The organism is Pantoea sp. SGAir0215 (assembly GCF_043543215.1).
On record NZ_CP028031.1, the window covers coordinates 4,074,356 to 4,096,441 of the forward strand.

Consider the following 22,086-nt stretch of genomic DNA (forward strand, 5'->3'; position numbering starts at 1 on the left):
ACAAGTTAGTCAATCCTAAGACAAACAACGCGCGAAAAGTTCGCGCGTTGTTCGTTAAACTTATTTCGCTAAACGCTTCTGATGCTCATGTGCTGCCTTCACAAACCCGGCAAACAACGGATGACCATCGCGTGGCGTCGATGTGAACTCAGGGTGGAACTGGCAAGCAATAAACCATGGATGGTTCGGGATCTCAATGATCTCAACCAACTGATCGTCGCCAGAACGTCCTGCCACGCGTAAACCCGCTGCTTCAATTTGCTTCAGCAGCATATTATTCACTTCGTAGCGGTGACGATGGCGCTCAACAATCGTGTCAGAACCGTACAGCTGGCGAACCTTGCTTTCCGGGGTCAACTGGCACTGCTGGCTGCCAAGACGCATGGTACCGCCCAGATCGCTCTGCTCAGAACGGACTTCAACGTTACCTTCTTCGTCACGCCATTCGGTTATCAAGGCGACCACCGGGTACTTACAGTCTGGCACAAATTCTGTGGAGTTTGCGCCTTCCATACCGGCAACATTGCGCGCGAACTCCATCAGGGCAACCTGCATGCCAAGACAGATGCCGAGATAAGGCACGTTGTTTTCGCGGGCATATTTCGCCGTCATCAGCTTGCCTTCGACACCGCGGTAACCAAACCCACCCGGAATCAGAATGGCATCTAAATCTTTCAGCAATTCGACACCGCGGGTTTCTACGTCCTGGGAGTCGATCAGCTTGATGTTGACGGTAACGCGATTCTTCAGCCCGCCGTGCTTCAGGGCTTCAATAACAGATTTATACGCATCCGGCAGTTCGACATATTTGCCCACCATACCAATGGTGACTTCGCCGCCCGGGTTCGCTTCTTCATAAATCACCTGCTCCCACTCGGCCAGATTGGCTTCCGGAGCATTCAGATTGAAACGCTTACAGATATAGTCATCCAGACCCTGCGATTTCAGCATGCCTGGAATTTTGTAGATGGAATCGACGTCTTTGAGCGAAATAACGGCTTTTTCTGGCACGTTACAGAACAGGGCAATTTTGCCACGCTCGTTGGCCGGCACAGCCCGATCGGAACGGCAGATCAGGACGTCTGGCTGAATACCGATAGAGAGCAGTTCCTTTACAGAGTGCTGCGTCGGCTTGGTTTTGACCTCGCCCGCTGCCGCCATGTAAGGCACCAGCGTCAGGTGCATGTACATCGTGTGTTCGCGGCCCACGTCGACGGCCATCTGACGAATCGCTTCCAGGAACGGCAGGGATTCGATATCACCGACCGTACCGCCGATTTCGACCAGCACGACGTCGTGACCTTCGCCACCTTCGATGATGCGCTCTTTAATCGCATTAGTAATATGCGGAATGACCTGAATCGTGGCACCCAGATAGTCGCCACGGCGCTCTTTGCGCAGGACTTCCGAGTAGATACGGCCAGTGGTGAAGTTGTTGCGGCGCGACATTTTCGTGCGGATGAAGCGCTCATAGTGACCCAAATCCAGATCGGTTTCGGCCCCATCATCAGTGACGAATACTTCACCGTGCTGTGTCGGGCTCATGGTACCCGGATCGACGTTAATGTACGGATCCAGTTTCATGATGGTCACGTTCAGACCACGCGCTTCGAGAATGGCTGCGAGGGAGGCTGCGGCAATGCCTTTACCCAGAGAGGAAACGACCCCGCCGGTCACAAAAATATAATTCGTTGTCATGCTGAACCTGAGAGTTTAGGTTTAAAGACGGTGGAATAACCAGGACGGGAAAACAGTATACTGGAAACCGCCATCAGCCACAATTGATGAATCACATCCCTCTCCTCACGCATTGCTGCGCGTACCTTAGCGGATAGCGGTTAACAAAATGTTGACGTACATCACAAAGTTGACGCGAAGCTGAATCGAGTAAGCCCGAGCGCGCACTTTATGCGCAGCGCTGGAATAATCAGCGTTTTTCGTCGGCTTTTACCTGCTGCCAGGCCGCTTCCATTTGTTCCAGCGTGGCGCCCGGCATAGACAGTCCCTGTGCAGTAATGATTGCTTCCACCGCACGGAAACGGCGCTCAAACTTATCGTTGGCCTTCTGTAGCGCGATTTCGGCTTTGCTGCCCAAGTGACGCGAGAGGTTAACCGTCGCAAACAGTAAATCGCCAATCTCTTCTTCCAGCTTTTGCGGGTCGACGACGCTTTGCTGCGCCTCGTGCATCACCTCATCGATCTCTTCATGCACCTTGTCGACCACCGGGCCCAGCGTGGTCCAGTCGAAGCCCACATTGTGGCAACGCTTTTGAATTTTATGAGCGCGCATCAGCGCAGGCAGCGCTTTTGGAATATCGTCCAGTGCCGAATGCTGGGCTTTCTCTGCCCGTTCCGCGCTTTTTATCGCCTCCCAGTTTTTCAACACCTCAGCGCTGTTCCCGGCGGTGCCTTCCGCAAAAATATGCGGATGGCGACGTTCCAGCTTGTCACTGATGGCATGGCAGATATCATCAAAATTAAAGCGCCCCTGCTCCTGTGCCATCTGGGCATAAAACACCACCTGAAACAGCAAATCGCCCAGCTCCCCCCGCAGATCGTCGAAGTCTTCGCGCTGGATCGCATCCAGTACTTCGTAGGTTTCTTCCAGGGTATAAGGCGCGATGCTGGCAAAGGTCTGCTCGCGATCCCACGGGCAGCCCTGTTGCGGATCGCGCAGGGTTTTCATAATGCCCAGCAGGCGATCAATTGACGTCATAGGGTAATCCTTCCGGTGTTTCGTTGGCATAAACGCGGTGATAAAAGCAGCCAGGCGCACGTCGGTCAAAACGTGCGCCTGATGACAGGTTAGTGCAGGCGGCGGGCATCGATGATGTCAGATACCTGATTGAGGCGAGACAGCACGCGCCCCAGGACCTGGTGATTGTAAATCTCGATGTCCATATCAATGGTGGCGAGCTGTTTTTTGGTATCGCTGCGGCTCGATACGCCGAGCACGTTGACCTTTTCGTTGGCGAGAATCGTGGTGATATCGCGCAACAGCCCGCTGCGATCGTTAGCCGTGACGCGCACCACCAGCGAATAGCCGCTGGAGTAGCTTTCGCCCCATACGGCATCGACGATGCGCTCTGGCGCGTTGGAGATCAACTCTGACAGCTGATCGCAGTCGGCACGGTGAATGGAAATACCGCGTCCGTGGGTGATAAAGCCGACGATATCGTCGCCCGGGATAGGCTGACAGCAGCGTGCGATATGGTGCATGAGGTTGCCCACGCCTTCCACCACGACGCGACCACTTTCCTTGCGGGCAGACGGCGCGTGCGATTTTTGCGTCAGCTGACGCAGGGCTTCACGGTCCTGTTCTTCCGCCGTCGGCTTATTAAGTTTGGCCTGCAGGAAATTCACCATCTGGTGCAGACGAATATCCCCGCCGCCAATGGCGGCCAGTAACTCGTCCAGCGAAGTGACGTTATAGCGCGGCAGCAGCAGCTTCTCGGCTTCACGCAGGCTGATATCCATCTGGTTCAGCTCGTTGTCCAGGATCTGGCGACCGGCGAGAATGTTTTTATCGCGATCCTGCTTACGGAACCAGTTGTGAATTTTGGCGCGGCCACGGCTGGTAGTGATGAATCCTAAATTCGGGTTCAGCCAGTCGCGGCTCGGATTCGGCTGTTTTTGTGTGATGACTTCAACCTGGTCGCCCATCTGCAACTGATAGGTAAAGGGCACGATGCGCCCACCGATTTTGGCACCGATGCAGCGATGGCCGATATCGCTGTGGATATGGTAGGCAAAGTCCAGCGGCGTAGAACCGGCGGGCAAATCGACCACATCGCCTTTCGGGGTAAAGACGTAGACGCGGTCATCAAACACCTGACTGCGGACCTCTTCCAGCAGCTCGCCGGAATCGGCCATCTCTTCCTGCCAGGAGATCAGCTTACGTAACCAGGCAATGCGTTCTTCATGGCCTGCCGCCCCACGGGCATGGCTGGACGACGGGCCTTCTTTGTATTTCCAGTGTGCCGCGACGCCGAGTTCCGCGTCCTCATGCATCTGACGCGTACGAATCTGGATCTCAACGGTTTTACCCTGCGGTCCCAGCACCACCGTATGAATGGACTGATAGCCGTTAGGCTTCGGGTTAGCGACGTAATCGTCGAATTCACTGGGCAGATGGCGGTACAGCGTATGTACCGTACCTAGCGCGCCATAGCAGTCCTGCAAACGCTCAGCCACAATACGCACCGCGCGCACGTCGAACAGCTCATCAAAGGCGAGCGATTTTTTCTGCATCTTGCGCCAGATGCTGTAGATATGTTTGGGACGGCCGTACACTTCGGCACGAACGCCCTCTTTCGCCATCTCTTTACGCAGGTTAACGACAAAGTTATCGATATATTGCTCACGATCGATACGACGTTCGTGCAACAGTTTCGCAATGCGTTTGTATTCTTCGGGATGCAGATAGCGGAAGCAGTAATCTTCCAGCTCCCATTTCAGCTGGCCGATGCCCAGCCGGTTGGCCAGCGGCGCGTAAATATTGGTGCTTTCTTTGGCGGCCAGAACGCGTTCGTCTTCCGGTGCATCCTTCACCTCGCGCAGGTTCATAATGCGCTCTGCCAGCTTAAGCACCACGCAGCGGAAATCTTCCACCATCGCCAGCAGCATGCGGCGCACGTTATCCACCTGCTCTGAGGCCATTGAATCGTTATGAATGGCTTTCAGCTGGCGAATCGCATCCATATCGCGCACGCCATGTACCAGCGAAACGATGCCTTTGCCGACGGTTTTTTCCAGCTCTTCTTCGCTGACCACTTCGTCATTGGCGAGCGGGAAAATCAGTGCCGCGCACAGGCTTTCAATGTCCATGCTGAGCATTGAGAGGATTTCCACCATCTCAATACCGCGCCACAGCAGCAGCGACTGGTCGGGATGGCCTTGCGTCTGCGCCTCACAATAGCGCCAGGTTTCAGCAAGACGTTCACATGATTGCGGGTTAGCCACGCCAAGACTGGCGATCCACTGGTCGAGGGCAAATTCCCCTTCCGTATTTAAATGTGCACTTCTGACCGCAACCATATCCTCTCCTGCACAGCGCCCCTGCCGGACACTTATGTTTTTTTTCTGAACAGCACCATGGATTCGAGATGACGGGTATGCGGAAACATATCCAGCATCGCGACCCTTTCCAATTGGTAGCCCGCCGACAACAGTGTTTCGCTGTCACGCGCGAGTGTTACAGGATTACACGACACATAGACCACACGCTGTGGTGATAGTTTGACGACATGGGACATGACACCCGCCGCCCCGGCCCGCGCCGGATCGAGTAACACCTTGTTAAAGCCTTGCGTCGCCCAGGGCTGACGCGAAACATCGTCTTCCAGATTGTGCTGAAAAAATCTGACGTTTTTAAGATCATTGACCTCAGCATTATACTCTGCCTGCTGGACTAATGCTGCAACGCCCTCCACACCTACGGCATTTTGTACCGTTTTTCCTACAGGGAGCGTAAAGTTTCCCATGCCGCAAAACAGGTCCAGCACACGATCGTCAGGCTGTAAATCCAGCCACGCGATTGCCCTGGCGACCATCTGCTGATTCACCGTATCGTTAACCTGAATAAAATCCTGTGGACTGAAGGTTAGCGTAAGCTGGTGTGAATGATAAAACGGGCGTTGTTCACTGATTGCGCGCAGTGCCTCGCCGCCATCATCCAAAAACAGCATGAGCTGATGCTGATGCGAAAACCGTTCCAGTTTTGCCATATCGTCAGCAGTTAATGCATCCAGATGACGCAATAACATCACCGGCCCGTTATCAGCCAGCACCAGTTCGACATGGCCTAAACGGTTGACAGCATTAAGCGTAGTGAGACAATTGCGCAGCGGAATAATCAGCGCTTCAAGTTGGGGCACCAAAACGGGGCACTGCTGGATATCGACCAGATCGTTGGTGGCTTCCTGGCGAAAGCCCATCTGAAGCTGCTGTGTTTTGCTGTGCCACTGCAGGCCAAGGCGGGCACGGCGGCGGTAGCCCCAGGCAGGACCGGCGATGATCTCATCCACCGTGATCGGCTGCTTTGCTGCCTGAGTAAGCATTCGTGCCAGCGCACGCGCTTTACTCTGCTGCTGTAGCGGCTCATCAACATGTTGCTGTTGGCAGCCGCCACAGCGGCTAAAATGCGGACAGCGAGGTTCAACCCGTGACGGGCTGTGGTTCAACAGACGCTCTGTTTTGGCGCGAGCATACTGGCGCTTCTCCTCCAGCAGGGTGACTTCCGCCTCTTCGCCGGGCAGCGCACCCGCGACAAACAGGGTTTTTCCTTTGTGCCGGGCCACGCCCTGACCGAAAGGATCCAGGTCTTCGATAGTGACGGTCAGCCTTTTTCGGGTCGTCACGCGCTGTTTTGCGGAATAAAATTGCGCCATAGTGTAATTCTTTCTCTTTAAATTCGATGTGCATCCATTTCAGCGACATGCACAGGGACGTTCAGGCCGAAACAGCAGGCGACTATTATGACTAAATACAGCCTGCGGGCGCGAATGATGATTTTAATCCTGGCGCCTACGCTAATGGTAGGCTTGCTGCTCAGCTCATTTTTTGTGGTACATCGCTACAATGAATTACAGCGCCAGGTGATTGAGGCGGGGGCGAATATCATTGAACCGCTGGCGGTCTCCACAGAATACAGCATGACCTGGCACAATCGTGATGCGCTGCGTGAACTGGTGAGTTTACTCCATCGCCGCCATTCCGGCATTGTACGGGCCATTTCTGTTTTTGATGATAATAACCAGCTCTACGTCACCTCCAACACCAACCAAAACCTCAGCCTGAAGACAAAGCAGGCGATTCAGGCGCTGCCCGAGGATGTTTCCCTGGAGGGCAGCGGCAACCTGTTGATCCTGCGCAAACCCATCACCTCCGAGCGTTACGCCGTGGATGAATTGCCCGGACAGGATGCCAAGCCCGCCGGGAATCCGCTGGGCTATGTGGCGATAGAGCTGGATTTGCAGTCCGTGCGTTTACAGCAATACCGGGAAGTCTTTATTGCCACCCTGATGCTGCTGTTCTGCCTGTGTATTGCCATGTTGTTTGCCTATCGCCTGATGCGGGACGTTACCGGCCCCATTCGCAATATGGTCAGCACCGTTGACCGGATTCGTCGTGGGCAACTGGACAGCCGGGTGGAAGGCCACATGCTGGGCGAGCTGAGCATCCTGAAGAATGGGATCAATGCCATGGCGATGTCGCTTACCGCCTACCACGAAGAGATGCAGCACAACATCGATCAGGCGACCTGGGACCTGCGGGAAACGCTGGAGCAGCTCGAAATTCAAAACGTTGAGCTGGATCTGGCCAAAAAACGTGCCCAGGAAGCTGCCCGCATCAAATCCGAATTCCTGGCGAACATGTCCCATGAACTGCGCACGCCGCTGAATGGCGTGCTGGGCTTTACCCGTCAAATGCTGAAAACGCCGCTGCGCACCACCCAGCGTGACTATATGCTGACGATTGAACGTTCGGCCAATAACCTGCTGTCGATTATCAATGACGTACTGGATTTCTCGAAGCTGGAAGCCGGAAAGCTGATGCTGGAATCCATTCCTTTCCCGCTTCGCGCCACGCTGGATGAAACGCTGGTTTTGCTGGCCCCATCGGCCCACGAAAAGAAGCTGGAGTTGACGGTGGTATGCGATAACAACGTCCCCGACAACGTGATCGGTGACGCGCTTCGCCTGCAGCAAATCCTGATTAACCTGATGGGCAATGCGATTAAGTTCACTGAAAAAGGCACCATCAATTTACGGGTTGAGCAACATACCCTTACGGCAACCCAGGTTGAGCTGGAGATTCAGGTGCGTGATACGGGGATAGGCATTTCCGAAGAACAGCAGGCGCAGCTGTTTCAGGCCTTTCGCCAGGCGGATGCCAGCATTTCCCGTCGCCACGGCGGATCGGGGCTGGGACTGGTGATCACCCAGAAACTGGTGCGGGAAATGAACGGGGAGATCACCTTCGTCAGCCGCCAGAATCACGGTTCCACCTTTTGGGTGCGCGTGAAACTTGATCTCAATCCGAATGCACCGAGTATGCCGCGCGTCCTTGACGCACTATCGAACACCCGCATGGCCTATGTGGAAGCGAATCCCGATGTTGCCAGCGCAGTCGTCGAGATTTTAGGCGCGACGCCGTTACAGGTAGAGCACAGCTTAACGCCGGAAGGCCTGAGTCAGCCGCGTTATCCCCTGTTGCTGATGGCGATGCCTGTCGATGCCAGCCAGTCGCAGGTGCTGGAAAGCCGGTTTATCAATTCGCTGCTGGAACGCGCCGATCAGGTCATCATGGCGCTGCCAAGCCCAATGATGCTGCTGGCCGATGAGCTAAAAGTACGTGGTATTGACGGCTGTATTGCCAAACCTGTCTCACAAACGCGTTTACTGCCCATGCTGCTGGAGCTGCATGCCCGCCACAGTAACGATGCCTCTTCCTCGCCGCGTCTGCCGTTAACCGTCATGGCGGTGGATGATAATCCTGCGAATCTCAAGCTGATCGGCGCACTGCTGGAAGAACAGGTTGAGCACAGCATCCTGTGCAATAACGCCGAGCAGGCCATTCACGTCGCCCACCGGCAAGCACTGGACGTGATTTTAATGGATATCCAGATGCCCGACATTGATGGCATTCGCGCCAGTGAAATTATCCGCACGCTGCCAAACCATGCCAACACGCCGATCGTCGCTGTAACCGCGCACGCGATCGATGGTGAACGTGAGCACCTGATCCGGGCCGGCATGAACGACTATCTTGCTAAGCCTATTGATGAAAATAAGCTCAGTCAGGTGTTGACGCGTTATATGCCCAGCCCGGCCAGCGCTGTGCCCGAGGTTCCCCAGATCCTGCCCACGCTGGACTGGAAACTGGCGTTGCGTCAGGCGGCCAACAAACCTGATTTAGCGCGGGATTTATTGCGAATGCTGCTGGAATTTTTGCCGGAAGTGCACGCTAAGATCGTACAGTACATGGCTGAAAACGATGCGGTTGCCTTGCGGGAAATTATCCATAAACTTCACGGCAGCGCCAGTTACAGCGGCGTACCGCGGATGAAGCAACTCTGTCGTAAACTGGAAAAAGAACTGCATCAGGCCAGTGATATTGAGGCGCTGGAGCCGGAGTTGCTGGAGCTGCAGGATGAGATGGAAAATGTGGCCAGACAGGCGCGCCGCGTGCTCGCTATGCCGTGAAAAGCCGGTCAGCCAGCAGGCCCCTGAACGCCAGGGGCCGACAAATTAGCGTTTAAAAACCCCCGATTTTCAGGGTGGCCGCCACATTGCGTGCAGTAAGCCGCACATTGTTGCGTGCGCCATCCAGCGCTTCATCCAGCGAACAGATACGGTATAGCACGCTGAATACCGCATCAATGCCATGTTGATGAACGACGCCGACATCGTCCGTCAGGCTACCGGCAATGCCAATCACCGGAAGACCAAACCGCTTTGCAACTTTCGCGACGCCAATCGGCACTTTGCCATTGATACTCTGACTGTCTATGCGCCCTTCGCCCGTAATCACCAGTTGGGCGTCCTGCAACTGCGCCGCCAGCCCCAGCGCTTCTGTAACGATTTCAATACCGGGGCGCAGGGCCGCCTGGCAAAATGCATACAGCGCGGCCCCCATTCCCCCTGCGGCACCGCCACCGCTGACCTGCAGGACATCCATGCCCAGATCGCGCTGAATCATCGCAGCATAGTGCGTCAGCGCCTTATCGAGCAGTGCCACCCGTTCAGGTGTTGCGCCCTTTTGCGGGCCAAAGACCGCCGACGCACCGTCATCGCCTGTCAGCGTATTGGTCACATCACAGGCCACTTCGAAACGGCACGCCCGGATACGGCTGTCCAGGCGGGAAATATCAATGCGGGCCAGATGCGGCAGCGCGCCGCCGCCAGGGCCAATCTCTTCACCTTGCTTATCCAGCAAACGCGCCCCCAGCGCCTGCATCATTCCTGCGCCGCCGTCATTGGTGGCGCTGCCACCAATGCCAATAATGATGTGCTTTACCCCTTTATCCAGCGCGTTTTTGATCAGTTCACCTGTGCCAAACGAAGTGGTAATCAATGGGTCGCGCCGCGCCGCCGGGACCAGCTCCAGGCCACTGGCGGCGGCCATCTCGATATAGGCGGTCTCGTCGTTGCCCGACACCCCATAGAACGCCTCCACAGGTTCCCCCAGTGGACCGGTCACCTGTAACCTGATCTTTTTTCCCTGGGTTGCGGCGACCATCGCTTCAACCGTGCCTTCACCGCCATCAGCGACCGGTATTTTCACATAATGCGCATCGGGGAAAATCTCGCGAAATCCCGCTTCGATTGCCGACGCCACATCCAGGGCAGAGAGACTTTCTTTATATGAATCCGGTGCGATGACGATTTTCATAAGCAATCCAGGCGGTATGGTTTGACGGTAAGGGAAGGACATTCGCCCGGCATCCGCAGATACCGGGCAACCCTTAGCGCGAAATTTCGACGTTTGCTAACTTTTCATAATAGCAGGCCAGCGCGCTGTGGTCGGCGGTTCCCTGTCCGTCGTTACGCAGTGCCTGCATCATCTCCATCACCGCCGCTGTCAGTGGCAGAGGAGCACCAATGTCATGTGAGGTATCCAGTGCGTTAGCCAGATCTTTAATATGTAAATCGATACGGAAGCCGGGTTTAAAATTGCGGTCCATCACCATCGGCGCTTTCGCATCCAGCACGGTGCTTCCTGCCAGACCGCCACGTATAGCCTGATAGACCAGCTCCGGATTGACACCGGCTTTGGTCGCCAGTGACAGCGCTTCTGACATTGCGGCAATATTCAGCGCCACAATCACCTGATTGGCCAGCTTGGTCACGTTACCGGCACCGATATCGCCGGTATGCACGACCGAGCCCGCCATGGCTTTCATGATGTCGTAACACTGGTCAAACACCGCTTTATCGCCGCCCACCATCACCGACAACGTGCCTTCGATGGCTTTGGGTTCGCCGCCGCTGACCGGCGCATCCAGCATACGGATCTGTTTTGCCGCCAGCGCATCATGGATTTCCCGGCTTGCCAGTGGGGCGATTGAACTCATGTCGATGACAATCAGACCGGGTTTTGCCCCATTGATAATGCCATTTTCACCCAGACAAACCTCTTTGACCTGCGGCGAGTTCGGTACCATGGTGATGACCACATCGCACTGCCCGGCAATCTCTTTCGCGTTGCTGGCCGTTGTCGCACCCAGCGCGACCAGCTCGGCCTCGTTTTCGGCATGATGATCCCGCACGACCAGTGAATAACCCGCCTTCAGCAGGTTTTTACTCATGGGTTTGCCCATAATCCCAAGGCCAATAAAGCCAATTTTCATTGCGTCTCTCCTGGATGATTACGTTTTAAATTTGTCACACAACGCCTGCGTGGCACTGCGGAAAACACCGAGATCGCTACCCACAGCAACAAAGGTCGCGCCCCACTCGAGGTAGCGGCGGGCGTCGGCCTCGACCGGCGCCAGAATCCCGCTGGGTTTGTTGGCAGCTTTTGCCCGTTCAAAGATGTGTTTGATGACGGGCAATACCGCCGGGTGCGCAGGCTGGCCGAGATAACCCAGCGCGGCGGACAGATCGCCCGGTCCGACAAAGATCCCGTCCACGCCCTCAACGGCCGCGATAGCATCGATGTTGTCCACGGCCTGCTGCGTTTCTATCTGGACTAACACCGTAATGTTGTCGTTGATAGTGCTGTTGTACGCTGGCATGGTGCCGTACATATTGCTGCGATGTGAAACGGATACGCCGCGAATCCCCGCAGGCGGATAACGCGTCGAGGCGACCGCACGTCTGGCCTCGTCTTCGTTCTCGACGAAGGGCACCAGAATGTTGTTAAAACCAATATCCAGCAGGCGTTTAATAATCACCGGCTCGTTACAGGGTGGACGCACAACCGGCGCACTATTGCTGCCTTTCAGCGCCATCAGTTGAGGCACAAAGGTGGTGATATCGTTAGGCGCGTGCTCGCCGTCCAGCACCAGCCAGTCAAATCCGGCCAGCCCCAGGACTTCGGTCGAAAGGGGATTCGCCAGGGCACACCAACTGCCAATCAGGGTTTCACCTGCCAGCAGGCGATGGCGAAATTCATTGCGCCAGGCTGTATTACTCATGGTTTTACTCCTGTGAAACGGGTTTCCTGCAGGAAGCCCAAAAACGTTAACGCACCAGGCACGGACGCTTGTGATCGAACGTCCACTGCGGAATCAGAAACTGCATGGCCTGTGCATCATCACGGGCACCCAGGCCATGCTTTTGATAAAGCGCATTAGCCTGCATCACCCGCTCCCTGTCCAGCTCAATACCCAGGCCCGGCTTCTGCGGCACTGCCACCCTGCCACCTTCAATCTGGAAAGGCGCTTTTGTGAGCCGTTGATTGCCCTCCTGCCAGATCCAGTGCGTATCAATGGCGGTGATGGTGCCCGGTGCGGCGGCCGCAACGTGCGTGAACATCGCCAGGGAAATATCGAAATGGTTGTTGGAATGGGAACCCCACGTCAGGCCAAATTCATGGCACATTTGCGCCACGCGCACGGATCCCTGCATCGTCCAGAAGTGCGGATCGGCCAGCGGGATATCGACTGACTGTAAAGACAAGGTGTGTCCCATCTGACGCCAGTCTGTAGCGATCATATTGGTGGCGGTAGGCAGGCCGGTGGCGCGCCGAAATTCGGCCATAACTTCGCGTCCGGAGTAGCCCTGCTCTGCGCCACAGGGATCCTCTGCATAGGCCAGCACACCTTTAAGCTGTTTACCCAGCGCGATGGCCTCCTCAAGCGACCAGGCCCCGTTGGGATCGATCGTGATACGCGCCTGGGGGAAACGCTTCGCCAGCGCAGCGATCGCTTCCGCCTCATCATGGCCGTTCAGCACACCGCCTTTCAGTTTAAAGTCGTTAAAGCCGTATTTTTCATAGGCCGCTTCGGCCAGCCTGACCACGGCCTCAGGCGTGAGCGCTTCCTCATGACGCAGGCGATACCAGTCACAGGTCTCGCTGTCCTGGTTCTGATAAGGCAAGGTGGTTTTTCGGCGGTCGCCGACGTAAAACAGGTAACCCAGCATCTCGACGCTGTCGCGCTGCTGCCCGTCCCCTAACAGTGAGGCGACATTCACGCCCAGATGCTGTCCCAGCAGATCCAGCAGCGCGGCTTCGATGCCGGTGACGACGTGAATGGTGGTGCGCAGGTCAAACGTCTGATTACCGCGCCCACCGGCATCCCGATCGGCATAAGACGTGCGCACCAGATTCAGGATATTTTTATATTCACCCACCGTTTTACCCACCACCTGCGCGGCAGCCTCTTCCAGCGTCTGGCGTATCTTTTCGCCGCCGGGGATTTCTCCCAGGCCCGTATTGCCGGCATTATCTTCAAGGATGACGATATTACGGGTAAAGAAAGGTGAATGGGCGCCGCTCAGGTTCAGTAACATACTGTCATAGCCGGCGACCGGAATGACCTGCATGGCGGTGATCTTCGGTGTCGTGTTCATCTGTTATCCCTTAAGCAGAGGCCCGGCCAAAAGCCGGGCGTTTACGGTCAAATGTCCAGCCGGGAACCAGGTACTGCATGGCCGTCGCGTCATTACGTCCGCCCGCTGGCAGTGATTTGTAGCGTTCGTTTGCCCGCCGCAGTTGCGCCCAGTCCAGTTCAATGCCCAGGCCCGGTGCAGTGGGCACTGCAATTTTTCCCTGCTGAATCGGCAGTGGATTTTTCGTCAGGCGCTGGTCGCCCTCCTGCCAGATCCAGTGCGTGTCTATCGCGGTGGGGTTACCGGGTGCCGCAGCGCCGACATGGGTAAACATGGCCAGGGAAATATCAAAGTGGTTATTGGAGTGACAGCCCCAGGTGAGTCCCCATTCTTCGCACAGCTGAGCGACCCGCACGGCACCGCTCAGCGTCCAGAAATGGGGATCGGCCAGCGGGATATCGATCGCGTTGAGCATCAGTGCATGCTGCATCTCGCGCCAGTTGGTGGCGATCATATTGGTGGCGACCGGCAGGCCCGTCGCGCGCCGAAACTCCGCCATCACCTCACGCCCGGAATAACCCTGCTCCGCCCCACAGGGATCTTCTGCATAGGTCAGGACATCCTGCATGCCTTTACACAGCCGGATCGCCTCGTCCAGCCGCCAGGCGCCGTTAGGATCAACGGTGATACGCGCATCGGGAAAGCGTTTTTTCAACGCCTGCGCGGTCGCGATTTCCTGTTCGCCCGGCAGCACACCGCCCTTGAGTTTAAAATCGTGAAATCCGTATTTATCCTGAGCCGCTTCCGCCAGCCTGACGATGGCCTCACTGCTCAGGGCTTCCTGATGACGCAGCCGATACCAGTCATGCTGCGCGTTCTCACCAGTGAGGTAAGGCAGATCGGTTTTGCGCCGGTCGCCAATATAGAACAGGTAACCCAACACCGTGACCGCATCGCGTTGTTTACCCAGCCCCAGCAGCTCGGCGACCGGCACGCCCAGACATTGCCCCAGCAGATCCAGCAGCGCGGCCTCCAGCGCCGCAACCGCATTTACGCGCAGTTCAAACGTCCAGGCGCCCTTGCCAAAGGTCTCGAAATCCGCAGACTGATTGCCCCGATGCACCTGCTGTACCAGCCGGTTCAGGCAGGCGACCTGCTGACCTGTCACCTGCGGTACGGCATCCAGCAAGGTCTGATAAATGGTCTCGCCTCCCGGTGCCTCACCCAGCCCGGTATGACCCGCACTGTCCGTCAGTATCACAATGTTGCGGGTAAAACTGGCATTGTGTGCCCCCCCAATGTTGAGCAGCATACTGTCGTAACCGGCCACCGGCACAACCTGCATAGCGGTGATAACGGGCGTGGATTGCGTATTCATACAGGCTCCTTAGCGGGTTTCAGCTCAATGCGCTTGATGTTATCCACCAGCACCAGATAACTGAGTACCGCGACAAAGGCGTGGATACCCACGTATACCAGCGCACCGTTATACGATCCGGTCGAGGCAATGATGTAGCCAATCGCGACAGGCGTGATAATGCCGGACGCATTACCAAACATATTGAACAGGCCGCCGCTCAGACCGCTGATCTCCTTCGGCGCGGTATCGGCCATCACCGCCCAGCCCAACGCACCAATGCCTTTGCCAAAAAAGGCCGTCGCCATAAACAGCACCACAACCCAGTCGGTTTCAACGTAGTTACATATCACCATAGAGGTCGAGAGCAGCATCCCGAGCACAATGGGCGTTTTGCGGGCAATGTTCAGGGAGCCGGTTTTGCGCATCAGCCAGTCGGAGATCACGCCACCCAGCACGCCGCCAATAAAGCCGCACAGTGCCGGTACGGAGGCAACAAAACCGGCTTTAAGAATCGACATTCCGCGCGCCTGAACCAGATAAACCGGAAACCAGGTGATAAAGAAATAGGTCAGTGCGTTGATGCAGTACTGGCCAATATAGATACCGATCATCATGCGTGACTGCAGCAGCTGTTTGATCTGGAACCGCTTGTCACGGAAGCTGACGTTTTGCTTTTCGCTTTTCTGATCCATGTTGATCAGTGCACCGCCCTGCTCCATGTATTCCCGTTCCGCCTGATTAACGCCAGGATGATCGCTGGGATCGTGAATCACTTTGAGCCAGATAAGGCTCAGGATGATGCCCAGTCCCCCCATGAACCAGAAGACATGAGCCCAACCGACTGCGGAGGTTAGCCAGCCCATGATGGGTGCGAAAATCACGGTCGCAAAATACTGGGCAGAATTGAAAATGGCCACGGCGGTACCGCGCTCCTGAGCCGGAAACCAGGCGGCCACAATCCGGCTGTTACCCGGAAATGAAGGTGCTTCTGCCAGCCCCACCATAAAGCGCAGCATAAACAGCGCCATAACGATGGTGTAACCACTGAACAGGTCCACGAAACCTTGCAGCAAGGTAAATAACGACCAGAGGAAGATGCTCCAGAAATAGACGCGTTTGGACCCAAAGCGATCCAACAGCCAGCCGCCGGGGATTTGTCCAATAACATAGGCCCACGAAAACGCCGAGAAGATGTAACCCATGCCCACGGGATCGAGGCCAATATCCTTTGCCATCGCGGAGCCAGCGATGGATAACGTCGCCCGGTCGCCGTAGTTGAATGAGGTCACAATAAACAACATGACCACAATCCAGTAGCGTGCATTTGTCCGTTTCTGGACCGCCTCTGACGTCTGGTGAAAACTACTCATGATGCACTCCTGAAAAATAGCGAAAGTGACATTCGCTCTGACTGCATACACATCGCGTTGGGTATCAGAGAGATGTAGGTTAAACACGGCGATTTTTTTATTGGCAAATTGCTCACGCGGCGTGACAGATAACCTGACCGGGGAAACGGAAATCAGTATAAGAAGTGGGTTTCACGGTGACATTGGAATATCTCCCTGGAATAAGGAGAAGGAATCGTGCTTTTTTGGGCTATTGCATAAAACACTGCGGCGCATTTCACGTATTTTGGTATTCCTCACCCAAAGCCAGTTCCTACGCCCGACGATCGCCGGCTTTGTGAGAATCTTCACTTGATTTGGTACAAAGACATGAAAACGGCCGTCTCTGAAGGCTGAATGTAGGTCAATTGCACAATGTGCAGGTGAGAACCCCTCTTTATACTGACGGTGGCAAATACTGAACCTGTGACATCTGACTTCTTATAATGAATGCGCCACAGAAATAAGGCGCGACGCACTGGAAGGTGAGCGATGATCCCCCTGTCAAACGAACAACCGCTCTATATCAAAGTTCATGAAAACGATAACGTGGCCATTGTGGTTAACAGCCAGGGACTGCCTGCCGGTACCACGTTTCGTGATGGCTTAACTCTGACCGAGCATATTCCCCAGGGACACAAGGTGGCGCTGCAGGCTATTCCTGGTGGGCAGCCCATATTGCGCTATGGCGAGGTGATTGGGCTGGCCATGCGTGATATCGCCCAGGGGAGCTGGATCGACGAATCGCTAATTGCTCTGCCGGACGCCCCGGACTTAGCGCATTTACCTTTAGCGAATAATGTGCCGCCGGCGTTACCGCCGCTGGACGGTTATACCTTTGAGGGCTATCGCAACGCCGACGGCAGCGTGGGCACCCGTAATCTGTTGGGGATCACCACCAGCGTGCACTGCGTCGCGGGCGTGGTGGATTATGTGGTGCAAATCATTGAGCGTGATTTACTGCCCCGCTATCCCAACGTTGATGGCGTGGTGGCGCTGAATCATCTTTATGGCTGTGGCGTGGCGATCAATGCCCCCGCGGCGGTGATCCCGATCCGAACCGTTCATAATCTGGCCCTGAATGCCAATTTCGGCGGCGAAATCATGGTGGTCAGTCTGGGATGCGAAAAGTTACAACCCGAACGCCTGCTGACCGGCACGCCTGACGTACAGCCCATCTCGCTGGACGATGCGGATATTGTGCGTTTGCAGGACGAGAGCCGGGTGGGCTTCGGTGCCATGGTGGATGACATTTTGCAGGTCGCAGAGCGTCACCTGAGCCGCCTTAATCAACGCCAGCGCGAAACCTGCCCGGCCTCTGAACTGGTGGTTGGCATGCAGTGTGGCGGCAGCGACGCGTTTTCGGGCGTGACCGCGAATCCCGCCGTCGGCTTCGCCGCTGATCTGCTGGTACGCTGCGGAGCCACCGTAATGTTTTCTGAAGTCACGGAGGTACGGGATGCCATTCATTTGCTGACGCCACGCGTGGTTGACCAGACCGTGGGCCAGCGACTGATTGAGGAAATGGCCTGGTATGATCGCTATCTCGATCAAGGCAAAACGGACCGCAGCGCCAATCCCTCGCCCGGCAACAAGAAAGGCGGACTGGCCAACGTGGTGGAAAAAGCATTAGGCTCGATTGCCAAATCAGGCCGAAGCCCGATTGTGGAAGTGCTGTCGCCGGGACAACGGCCAACACGACGAGGGCTGATTTTTGCCGCCACGCCCGCCAGCGATTTTGTCTGCGGCACGCAGCAGCTGGCCTCAGGCATCACCTTACAGGTTTTTACAACAGGCAGGGGAACGCCTTACGGCCTGGCGGCGATTCCGGTGATTAAGATGGCGACCCGTACCGCATTGGCTGAACGCTGGCATGATTTAATGGATATTAACGCCGGTACGATTGCCACGGGCGAAGAAACCATCGAGCAGGTTGGCTGGCGGTTGTTTACATTAATTCTGGACATTGCCAGCGGCCGGAAACAAACCTGGTCAGACCGCTGGGGCATCCGCAATCAGCTGGCGGTCTTTAATCCCGCACCGATCACCTGATGCCGTTTTTATGCAGACAGGTCGTGCTGACACCCGCGTGGCGCGCATGTCAGCCACGCGGGTGCCGTCTTCCCACCCTGTACAGTCAGAGCTGTTTGCCCCACTGCTCAACCCAGGGAGACGTTACCGACTCTGGCTCCGGATTTTCGGTGGCGTCGATGAGCAACACGTCACCGATCCGCTTCGCCTGGTGCGCCTGCAGCAATGCATCAAAACGTTTGCCTGCGCCGCAGAAATTTTCATAACTGCTGTCGCCCAACGCTATCACGCCATAACGCAGCGTGGGCTGATGGCCCAGCTTATCCTGCATAGCATGAAACAGGCCGGAAATCGTATCCGGAAAATCGCCCTGACCGGTGGTCGAGGTGATGATCAGAGCGACATCACTGGCATAGTGTTGCCAGTCGGCCAGTGTCGGATCTTCGAAAATCGTTACCTCATGGCCCTGCTGCTGCAACAACGGCTCAGCTTCTTCTGCAACCAGTAAGGCGTTCCCATAGACGGTGCCTACAAAAATCCCAATCTTTGCCATTTCTTTTCCCCTTTATTCCGGAACGCTATCCTGACCTGAGCCTGCGAGAAACTCAACCCGTGGAACATCAGGAATACAGGCCTGCCAGCCAAACCGCTCCATCACCCGTTGCCAGACAGGATCGAGCCCGGCACGAATAAGCAGCGGTTCGCCCGTCACAGGATGGTTAAGGGATAAGCTGCTGGCATGCAGCATCAAACGGCTGGCCCCAAAGTGCGCAGCCGCACCACGATTCTGGCGTAAATCCCCGTGGGCCGAATCGCCGATGATGGGATGACGCAAATGGGACATGTGCCGACGGAGTTGATGTTTCCGCCCGGTTTGCGGTTTAAGCTCAACCAGGCTGTAACGTGCCGTGGGATAGCGACTGATGGCGACCGGCATTTCTACCGTTGCCAGTGCGGCGTAATCGGTCACCGCCGGCTGCGGCGCACGGGGTTCGCTGACAAATTTGTCCGCGATCTTGTCCAGTTCTTCCACCAACGGATAATCCAGCCTGTCACTGCCTTCAAGCCAGCCGCGCACAATGGCATGGTAGGTCTTTTCCATGTGGTGATGCTCAAACTGCTGGGACAGCAGGCGGCCTGCCTCACTGGACAGCCCCATCAGCAGCACGCCTGATGTGGGACGATCCAGCCGATGCGCCGTGAAAACATGCTGGCCTATCTGGTCGCGTACCGTCTGCATCACAAACCGGGTTTCATGGCGATCAAGCCAACTGCGGTGCACCAGCCAGCCTGCGGGCTTATTCACCGCGACCAGCCACGCATCCTGATAAATGATTTCCAGCATCAGACCGGGTCATCCTGCAGCAATGCATCCAGCTGCTGTAAGGTCAGCAACAACAGTGTGCGCCCCGGCTGAACCGGCGTTAACGCCATTTCAAAATAGGGGGCAACCGCAAAATTTTTTGGCAATGCCTGGCCCGCACGAATCAGCATCTGCACCCGTGGAATCAGGACCCACTGCAACCATTCCAGCGGCTGCATCGTGTCGAGGAAAAAAGGTTGCTGGCTTGCGAAAGCCTGTTCGTCTGGCGCGTCCACCTGCCACAGATCGTGCTCACGCATGACGGCTTCGAGCTGTTCAAGCCGTTGCATAATAAACTGTTCTGACGTCATGCCTCACCTCTGACGAATAAAAAGGGGCGGCAAGGATAACCCGCAGGCACAAAAAAAGGGAGCACTGTATTAAACAGTGCTCCCGGTTCGTTTGCAGCTCTCCTGCTACGTTAATGCTCCCTGCTCATCCTTGACAACTTTTCCCGTGCGTAGTCCTTCCGCGAATCATCCTGATCACTCCTTAGCCTCCTGGCCCACCGCCTCGTCCGAGGGGCTCTCATTCTCCATCCTGGAGGTGTCCCTTAACTCATTCCTGAGTGTCCTGCTTCGTCCTGAAGCCTTCCTTGTGACGTAACAGCATTACGTTCCTGCCTCCTGGCTACCGTCTTCCTGACGGTTCCTGCTGTCCATGACGTCCTGTCAGCGAGACCTATTCTCTTAAGAAAAGCCTCAGGGCACAAGGTGTTAAAACACGATATAACGCGATCCTGTTCAAGAGATTGAACAGCGGTGCTAATAAGTTAATGATTTACAATATTTTTACATCTCGGCCGCCACTTCACCGTTTCGCTAATATGGCGATCTCTCACACGGCATGTAAGAGATCTCTCACACGCGAAGCGGCACATCTCTGCAATTAATCACTAAGCGGTTGTAAATTATTAAGAAAAGTACAGATATCCGATGCCAGCGTAATACGTTTCTTCTGACCGGGCGTTTCAAGGATGATGTCACCGCTCAGATTGCACAGGGAAATAATGTTCTCTTCTGACGCAGTGGTGGCAATAAACAGTGTTGGATTCTGCTTCAGGCGCCGCTGCATGACGAGGTGCCCGATCAGGTTTTCCTGCAGCCGGACAAAGTCGGTTTCACTCCAGACCTGGAGCAGCGTTAGCCTGTGGTCCTGCCACATGGCCTGCATGTCCCCCGCGAACTGGTGCGTATAAAAGGCCGTAATCTGCGGTTGCAGCGCAATCTCCAGCGCCCGCTCAACCGCCTCCAGCGAGGGCGGTAGTGTAAAGGGTTGCGGTTGCCAGAGCGCACACTCATCACGGTTTTCCAGCAAACAGGGGGAAGGAATACCATAAAGATCGCGACTGGCTGGCGCATGGCCCCGGCTCTGCTGCCAGTGCTGGCAGTAGCGCGTGGTAAAATCCGTTAACGCTTCAGCGGTTTGCTGCATCATTCAAATTCTCACTTCTGATAGGTTACACTTACTCACTTTGATGACTCTAGTGGTAACCGTTATGTCTTCTTACCAGCCGGACCCGGCACTGAGCAACCTGACGCTGGGCAAGCCTACAGCGTATCACGATCGCTATGACAACAGCTTATTACAGGCCGTGCCGCGCAGCATGAATCGCGAGCCTTTGGGCCTTTATCCCGATAATTTGCCGTTCTCGGGCAGTGATATCTGGACGCTCTATGAACTCTCATGGCTCAACAGCAAAGGCGTGCCCCAGGTGGCCGTGGGCGAAGTCGAGCTTGATGCCCGGAGCCGTAATCTTATCGAATCAAAGAGTTTTAAGCTCTACCTTAACAGCTTTAACCAGACGCGATTTACAGACTGGGCCGAGGTACGCCAGACGCTGGAGCAGGACCTGCGCGCCTGTGCCGAGGGCGATGTCCGTGTGGCGCTGTTTCGCTTACAGGAGATCGAAGGTCAGCCTGTCGGCCACTTTGCGGGCACCTGCATTGATGAGCAGGACATCGAGATTGAAGATTACGGCTTCAATGCCGATTATCTGATCGACGCCGCCGGTCAGGAACAGGTGCAAGAAACGCTGGTCAGCCATCTGCTTAAATCCAACTGTTTGATCACCAATCAGCCTGACTGGGGATCGGTAATGATTCGCTATCAGGGCCCGCGCATCGATCGTGAAGCTCTGCTGCGCTATATCGTTTCATTTCGTCAGCATAATGAGTTTCATGAACAGTGCGTGGAGCGTATTTTCAACGACCTGATGCGCTTTTGTCAGCCATCACAGCTGACCGTCTACGCACGTTACACGCGACGGGGTGGACTGGATATCAATCCGTGGCGCAGTAATGTGCCCTTTACGCCGGGCCATTCTCGTCTGGTTCGTCAATAGTTTGCGAATCCTTTCTCAGACTGTTAAACGCGCATACGGTTCCACTTGAGCAAACCTTGCCGACAAGGCTACTCTGGACAGGGCGGTAACCTGCGGGTTGC

At 55.7% G+C, this 22,086-nt stretch carries 17 protein-coding genes; 3 read left to right on the forward strand and 14 right to left on the reverse strand.

The window, feature by feature from the left end:
• Nucleotides 1–60: 60 nt before the first annotated feature.
• The 4 genes from pyrG to rlmD all read right to left on the reverse strand — a co-directional run bounded on the left by pyrG (nt 61) and on the right by rlmD (nt 6,389).
• Entirely contained in the window at nt 61–1,698 is a 1,638-nt protein-coding gene (pyrG, locus tag C1N64_RS19035; RefSeq protein ID WP_006120762.1) for a glutamine hydrolyzing CTP synthase, read from the reverse strand.
• A gap of 229 nt (nt 1,699–1,927) precedes the next feature.
• Nucleotides 1,928–2,716: a nucleoside triphosphate pyrophosphohydrolase gene (gene mazG / locus C1N64_RS19040; protein ID WP_394515103.1), complete on the reverse strand. Its 789-nt coding sequence runs from the start codon at nt 2,714–2,716 to the stop codon at nt 1,928–1,930.
• An 89-nt stretch (nt 2,717–2,805) separates the two neighbouring features.
• A complete protein-coding gene (gene relA / locus C1N64_RS19045; protein ID WP_394515104.1) occupies nt 2,806–5,037 on the reverse strand; it encodes a GTP diphosphokinase in 2,232 nt (743 codons plus the stop codon).
• A gap of 32 nt (nt 5,038–5,069) precedes the next feature.
• On the reverse strand, nt 5,070–6,389 hold the full coding sequence (gene rlmD / locus C1N64_RS19050) for a 23S rRNA (uracil(1939)-C(5))-methyltransferase RlmD (RefSeq protein WP_033739562.1): 1,320 nt from the start codon (nt 6,387–6,389) through the stop codon (nt 5,070–5,072).
• 87 nt (nt 6,390–6,476) lie between these two features.
• Here rlmD and barA point away from each other — a divergent pair, with 87 nt between their 5' ends.
• Nucleotides 6,477–9,206 (forward strand): two-component sensor histidine kinase BarA, encoded by a 2,730-nt coding sequence (barA, locus tag C1N64_RS19055; protein WP_033739564.1) that lies wholly within the window; start codon nt 6,477–6,479, stop codon nt 9,204–9,206.
• Between the two features lie 52 nt (nt 9,207–9,258).
• On the opposite strand, the gene C1N64_RS19060 is transcribed toward barA, so the two are convergent.
• The 6 genes from C1N64_RS19060 to C1N64_RS19085 form a co-directional block, all read right to left on the reverse strand.
• Nucleotides 9,259–10,395, reverse strand: coding sequence for a glycerate kinase (locus tag C1N64_RS19060; RefSeq protein ID WP_006120767.1), 1,137 nt, complete (start codon nt 10,393–10,395; stop codon nt 9,259–9,261).
• Nucleotides 10,396–10,468: 73 nt separating this feature from the next.
• Nucleotides 10,469–11,353: a 2-hydroxy-3-oxopropionate reductase gene (gene garR / locus C1N64_RS19065; protein WP_039338380.1), complete on the reverse strand. Its 885-nt coding sequence runs from the start codon at nt 11,351–11,353 to the stop codon at nt 10,469–10,471.
• A gap of 18 nt (nt 11,354–11,371) precedes the next feature.
• Nucleotides 11,372–12,142, reverse strand: a complete 771-nt coding sequence (garL, locus tag C1N64_RS19070; protein ID WP_033739566.1) for a 2-dehydro-3-deoxyglucarate aldolase — start codon at nt 12,140–12,142, stop codon at nt 11,372–11,374.
• A gap of 46 nt (nt 12,143–12,188) precedes the next feature.
• Nucleotides 12,189–13,520 carry a glucarate dehydratase gene (gudD, locus tag C1N64_RS19075; RefSeq protein WP_033739568.1) on the reverse strand — a complete coding sequence of 444 codons (1,332 nt, stop codon included), beginning with the start codon at nt 13,518–13,520 and terminating at the stop codon, nt 12,189–12,191.
• Nucleotides 13,521–13,530: 10 nt separating this feature from the next.
• Nucleotides 13,531–14,877 carry an enolase C-terminal domain-like protein gene (locus tag C1N64_RS19080; RefSeq protein WP_394515105.1) on the reverse strand — a complete coding sequence of 449 codons (1,347 nt, stop codon included), beginning with the start codon at nt 14,875–14,877 and terminating at the stop codon, nt 13,531–13,533.
• On the reverse strand, nt 14,874–16,229 hold the full coding sequence (locus C1N64_RS19085; protein WP_033739571.1) for an MFS transporter: 1,356 nt from the start codon (nt 16,227–16,229) through the stop codon (nt 14,874–14,876). Before C1N64_RS19085 ends, C1N64_RS19080 begins: the two co-directional genes overlap by 4 nt.
• 510 nt (nt 16,230–16,739) lie before the next feature.
• On the opposite strand from C1N64_RS19085, the gene garD reads away from it, so the two are divergent.
• A complete protein-coding gene (gene garD / locus C1N64_RS19090) occupies nt 16,740–18,299 on the forward strand; it encodes a galactarate dehydratase (RefSeq protein WP_033739573.1) in 1,560 nt (519 codons plus the stop codon).
• Nucleotides 18,300–18,384: 85 nt separating this feature from the next.
• Here garD and C1N64_RS19095 read toward each other — a convergent pair whose 3' ends face one another.
• The 4 genes from C1N64_RS19095 to syd form a co-directional block, all read right to left on the reverse strand.
• Nucleotides 18,385–18,831 carry a flavodoxin gene (locus tag C1N64_RS19095; protein WP_033739574.1) on the reverse strand — a complete coding sequence of 149 codons (447 nt, stop codon included), beginning with the start codon at nt 18,829–18,831 and terminating at the stop codon, nt 18,385–18,387.
• A gap of 12 nt (nt 18,832–18,843) precedes the next feature.
• Nucleotides 18,844–19,623 carry a tRNA pseudouridine(65) synthase TruC gene (gene truC / locus C1N64_RS19100; protein ID WP_006120774.1) on the reverse strand — a complete coding sequence of 260 codons (780 nt, stop codon included), beginning with the start codon at nt 19,621–19,623 and terminating at the stop codon, nt 18,844–18,846.
• Nucleotides 19,623–19,952 carry a YqcC family protein gene (locus tag C1N64_RS19105; RefSeq protein ID WP_006120775.1) on the reverse strand — a complete coding sequence of 110 codons (330 nt, stop codon included), beginning with the start codon at nt 19,950–19,952 and terminating at the stop codon, nt 19,623–19,625. The genes truC and C1N64_RS19105 overlap by 1 nt, the downstream gene beginning before the upstream one ends.
• 577 nt (nt 19,953–20,529) lie before the next feature.
• Nucleotides 20,530–21,078: a SecY-interacting protein gene (syd, locus tag C1N64_RS19110; protein WP_006120776.1), complete on the reverse strand. Its 549-nt coding sequence runs from the start codon at nt 21,076–21,078 to the stop codon at nt 20,530–20,532.
• Nucleotides 21,079–21,139: 61 nt separating this feature from the next.
• Here syd and queF point away from each other — a divergent pair, with 61 nt between their 5' ends.
• Nucleotides 21,140–21,985, forward strand: coding sequence for an NADPH-dependent 7-cyano-7-deazaguanine reductase QueF (gene queF / locus C1N64_RS19115; protein ID WP_033739575.1), 846 nt, complete (start codon nt 21,140–21,142; stop codon nt 21,983–21,985).
• Nucleotides 21,986–22,086 lie beyond the last annotated feature (101 nt).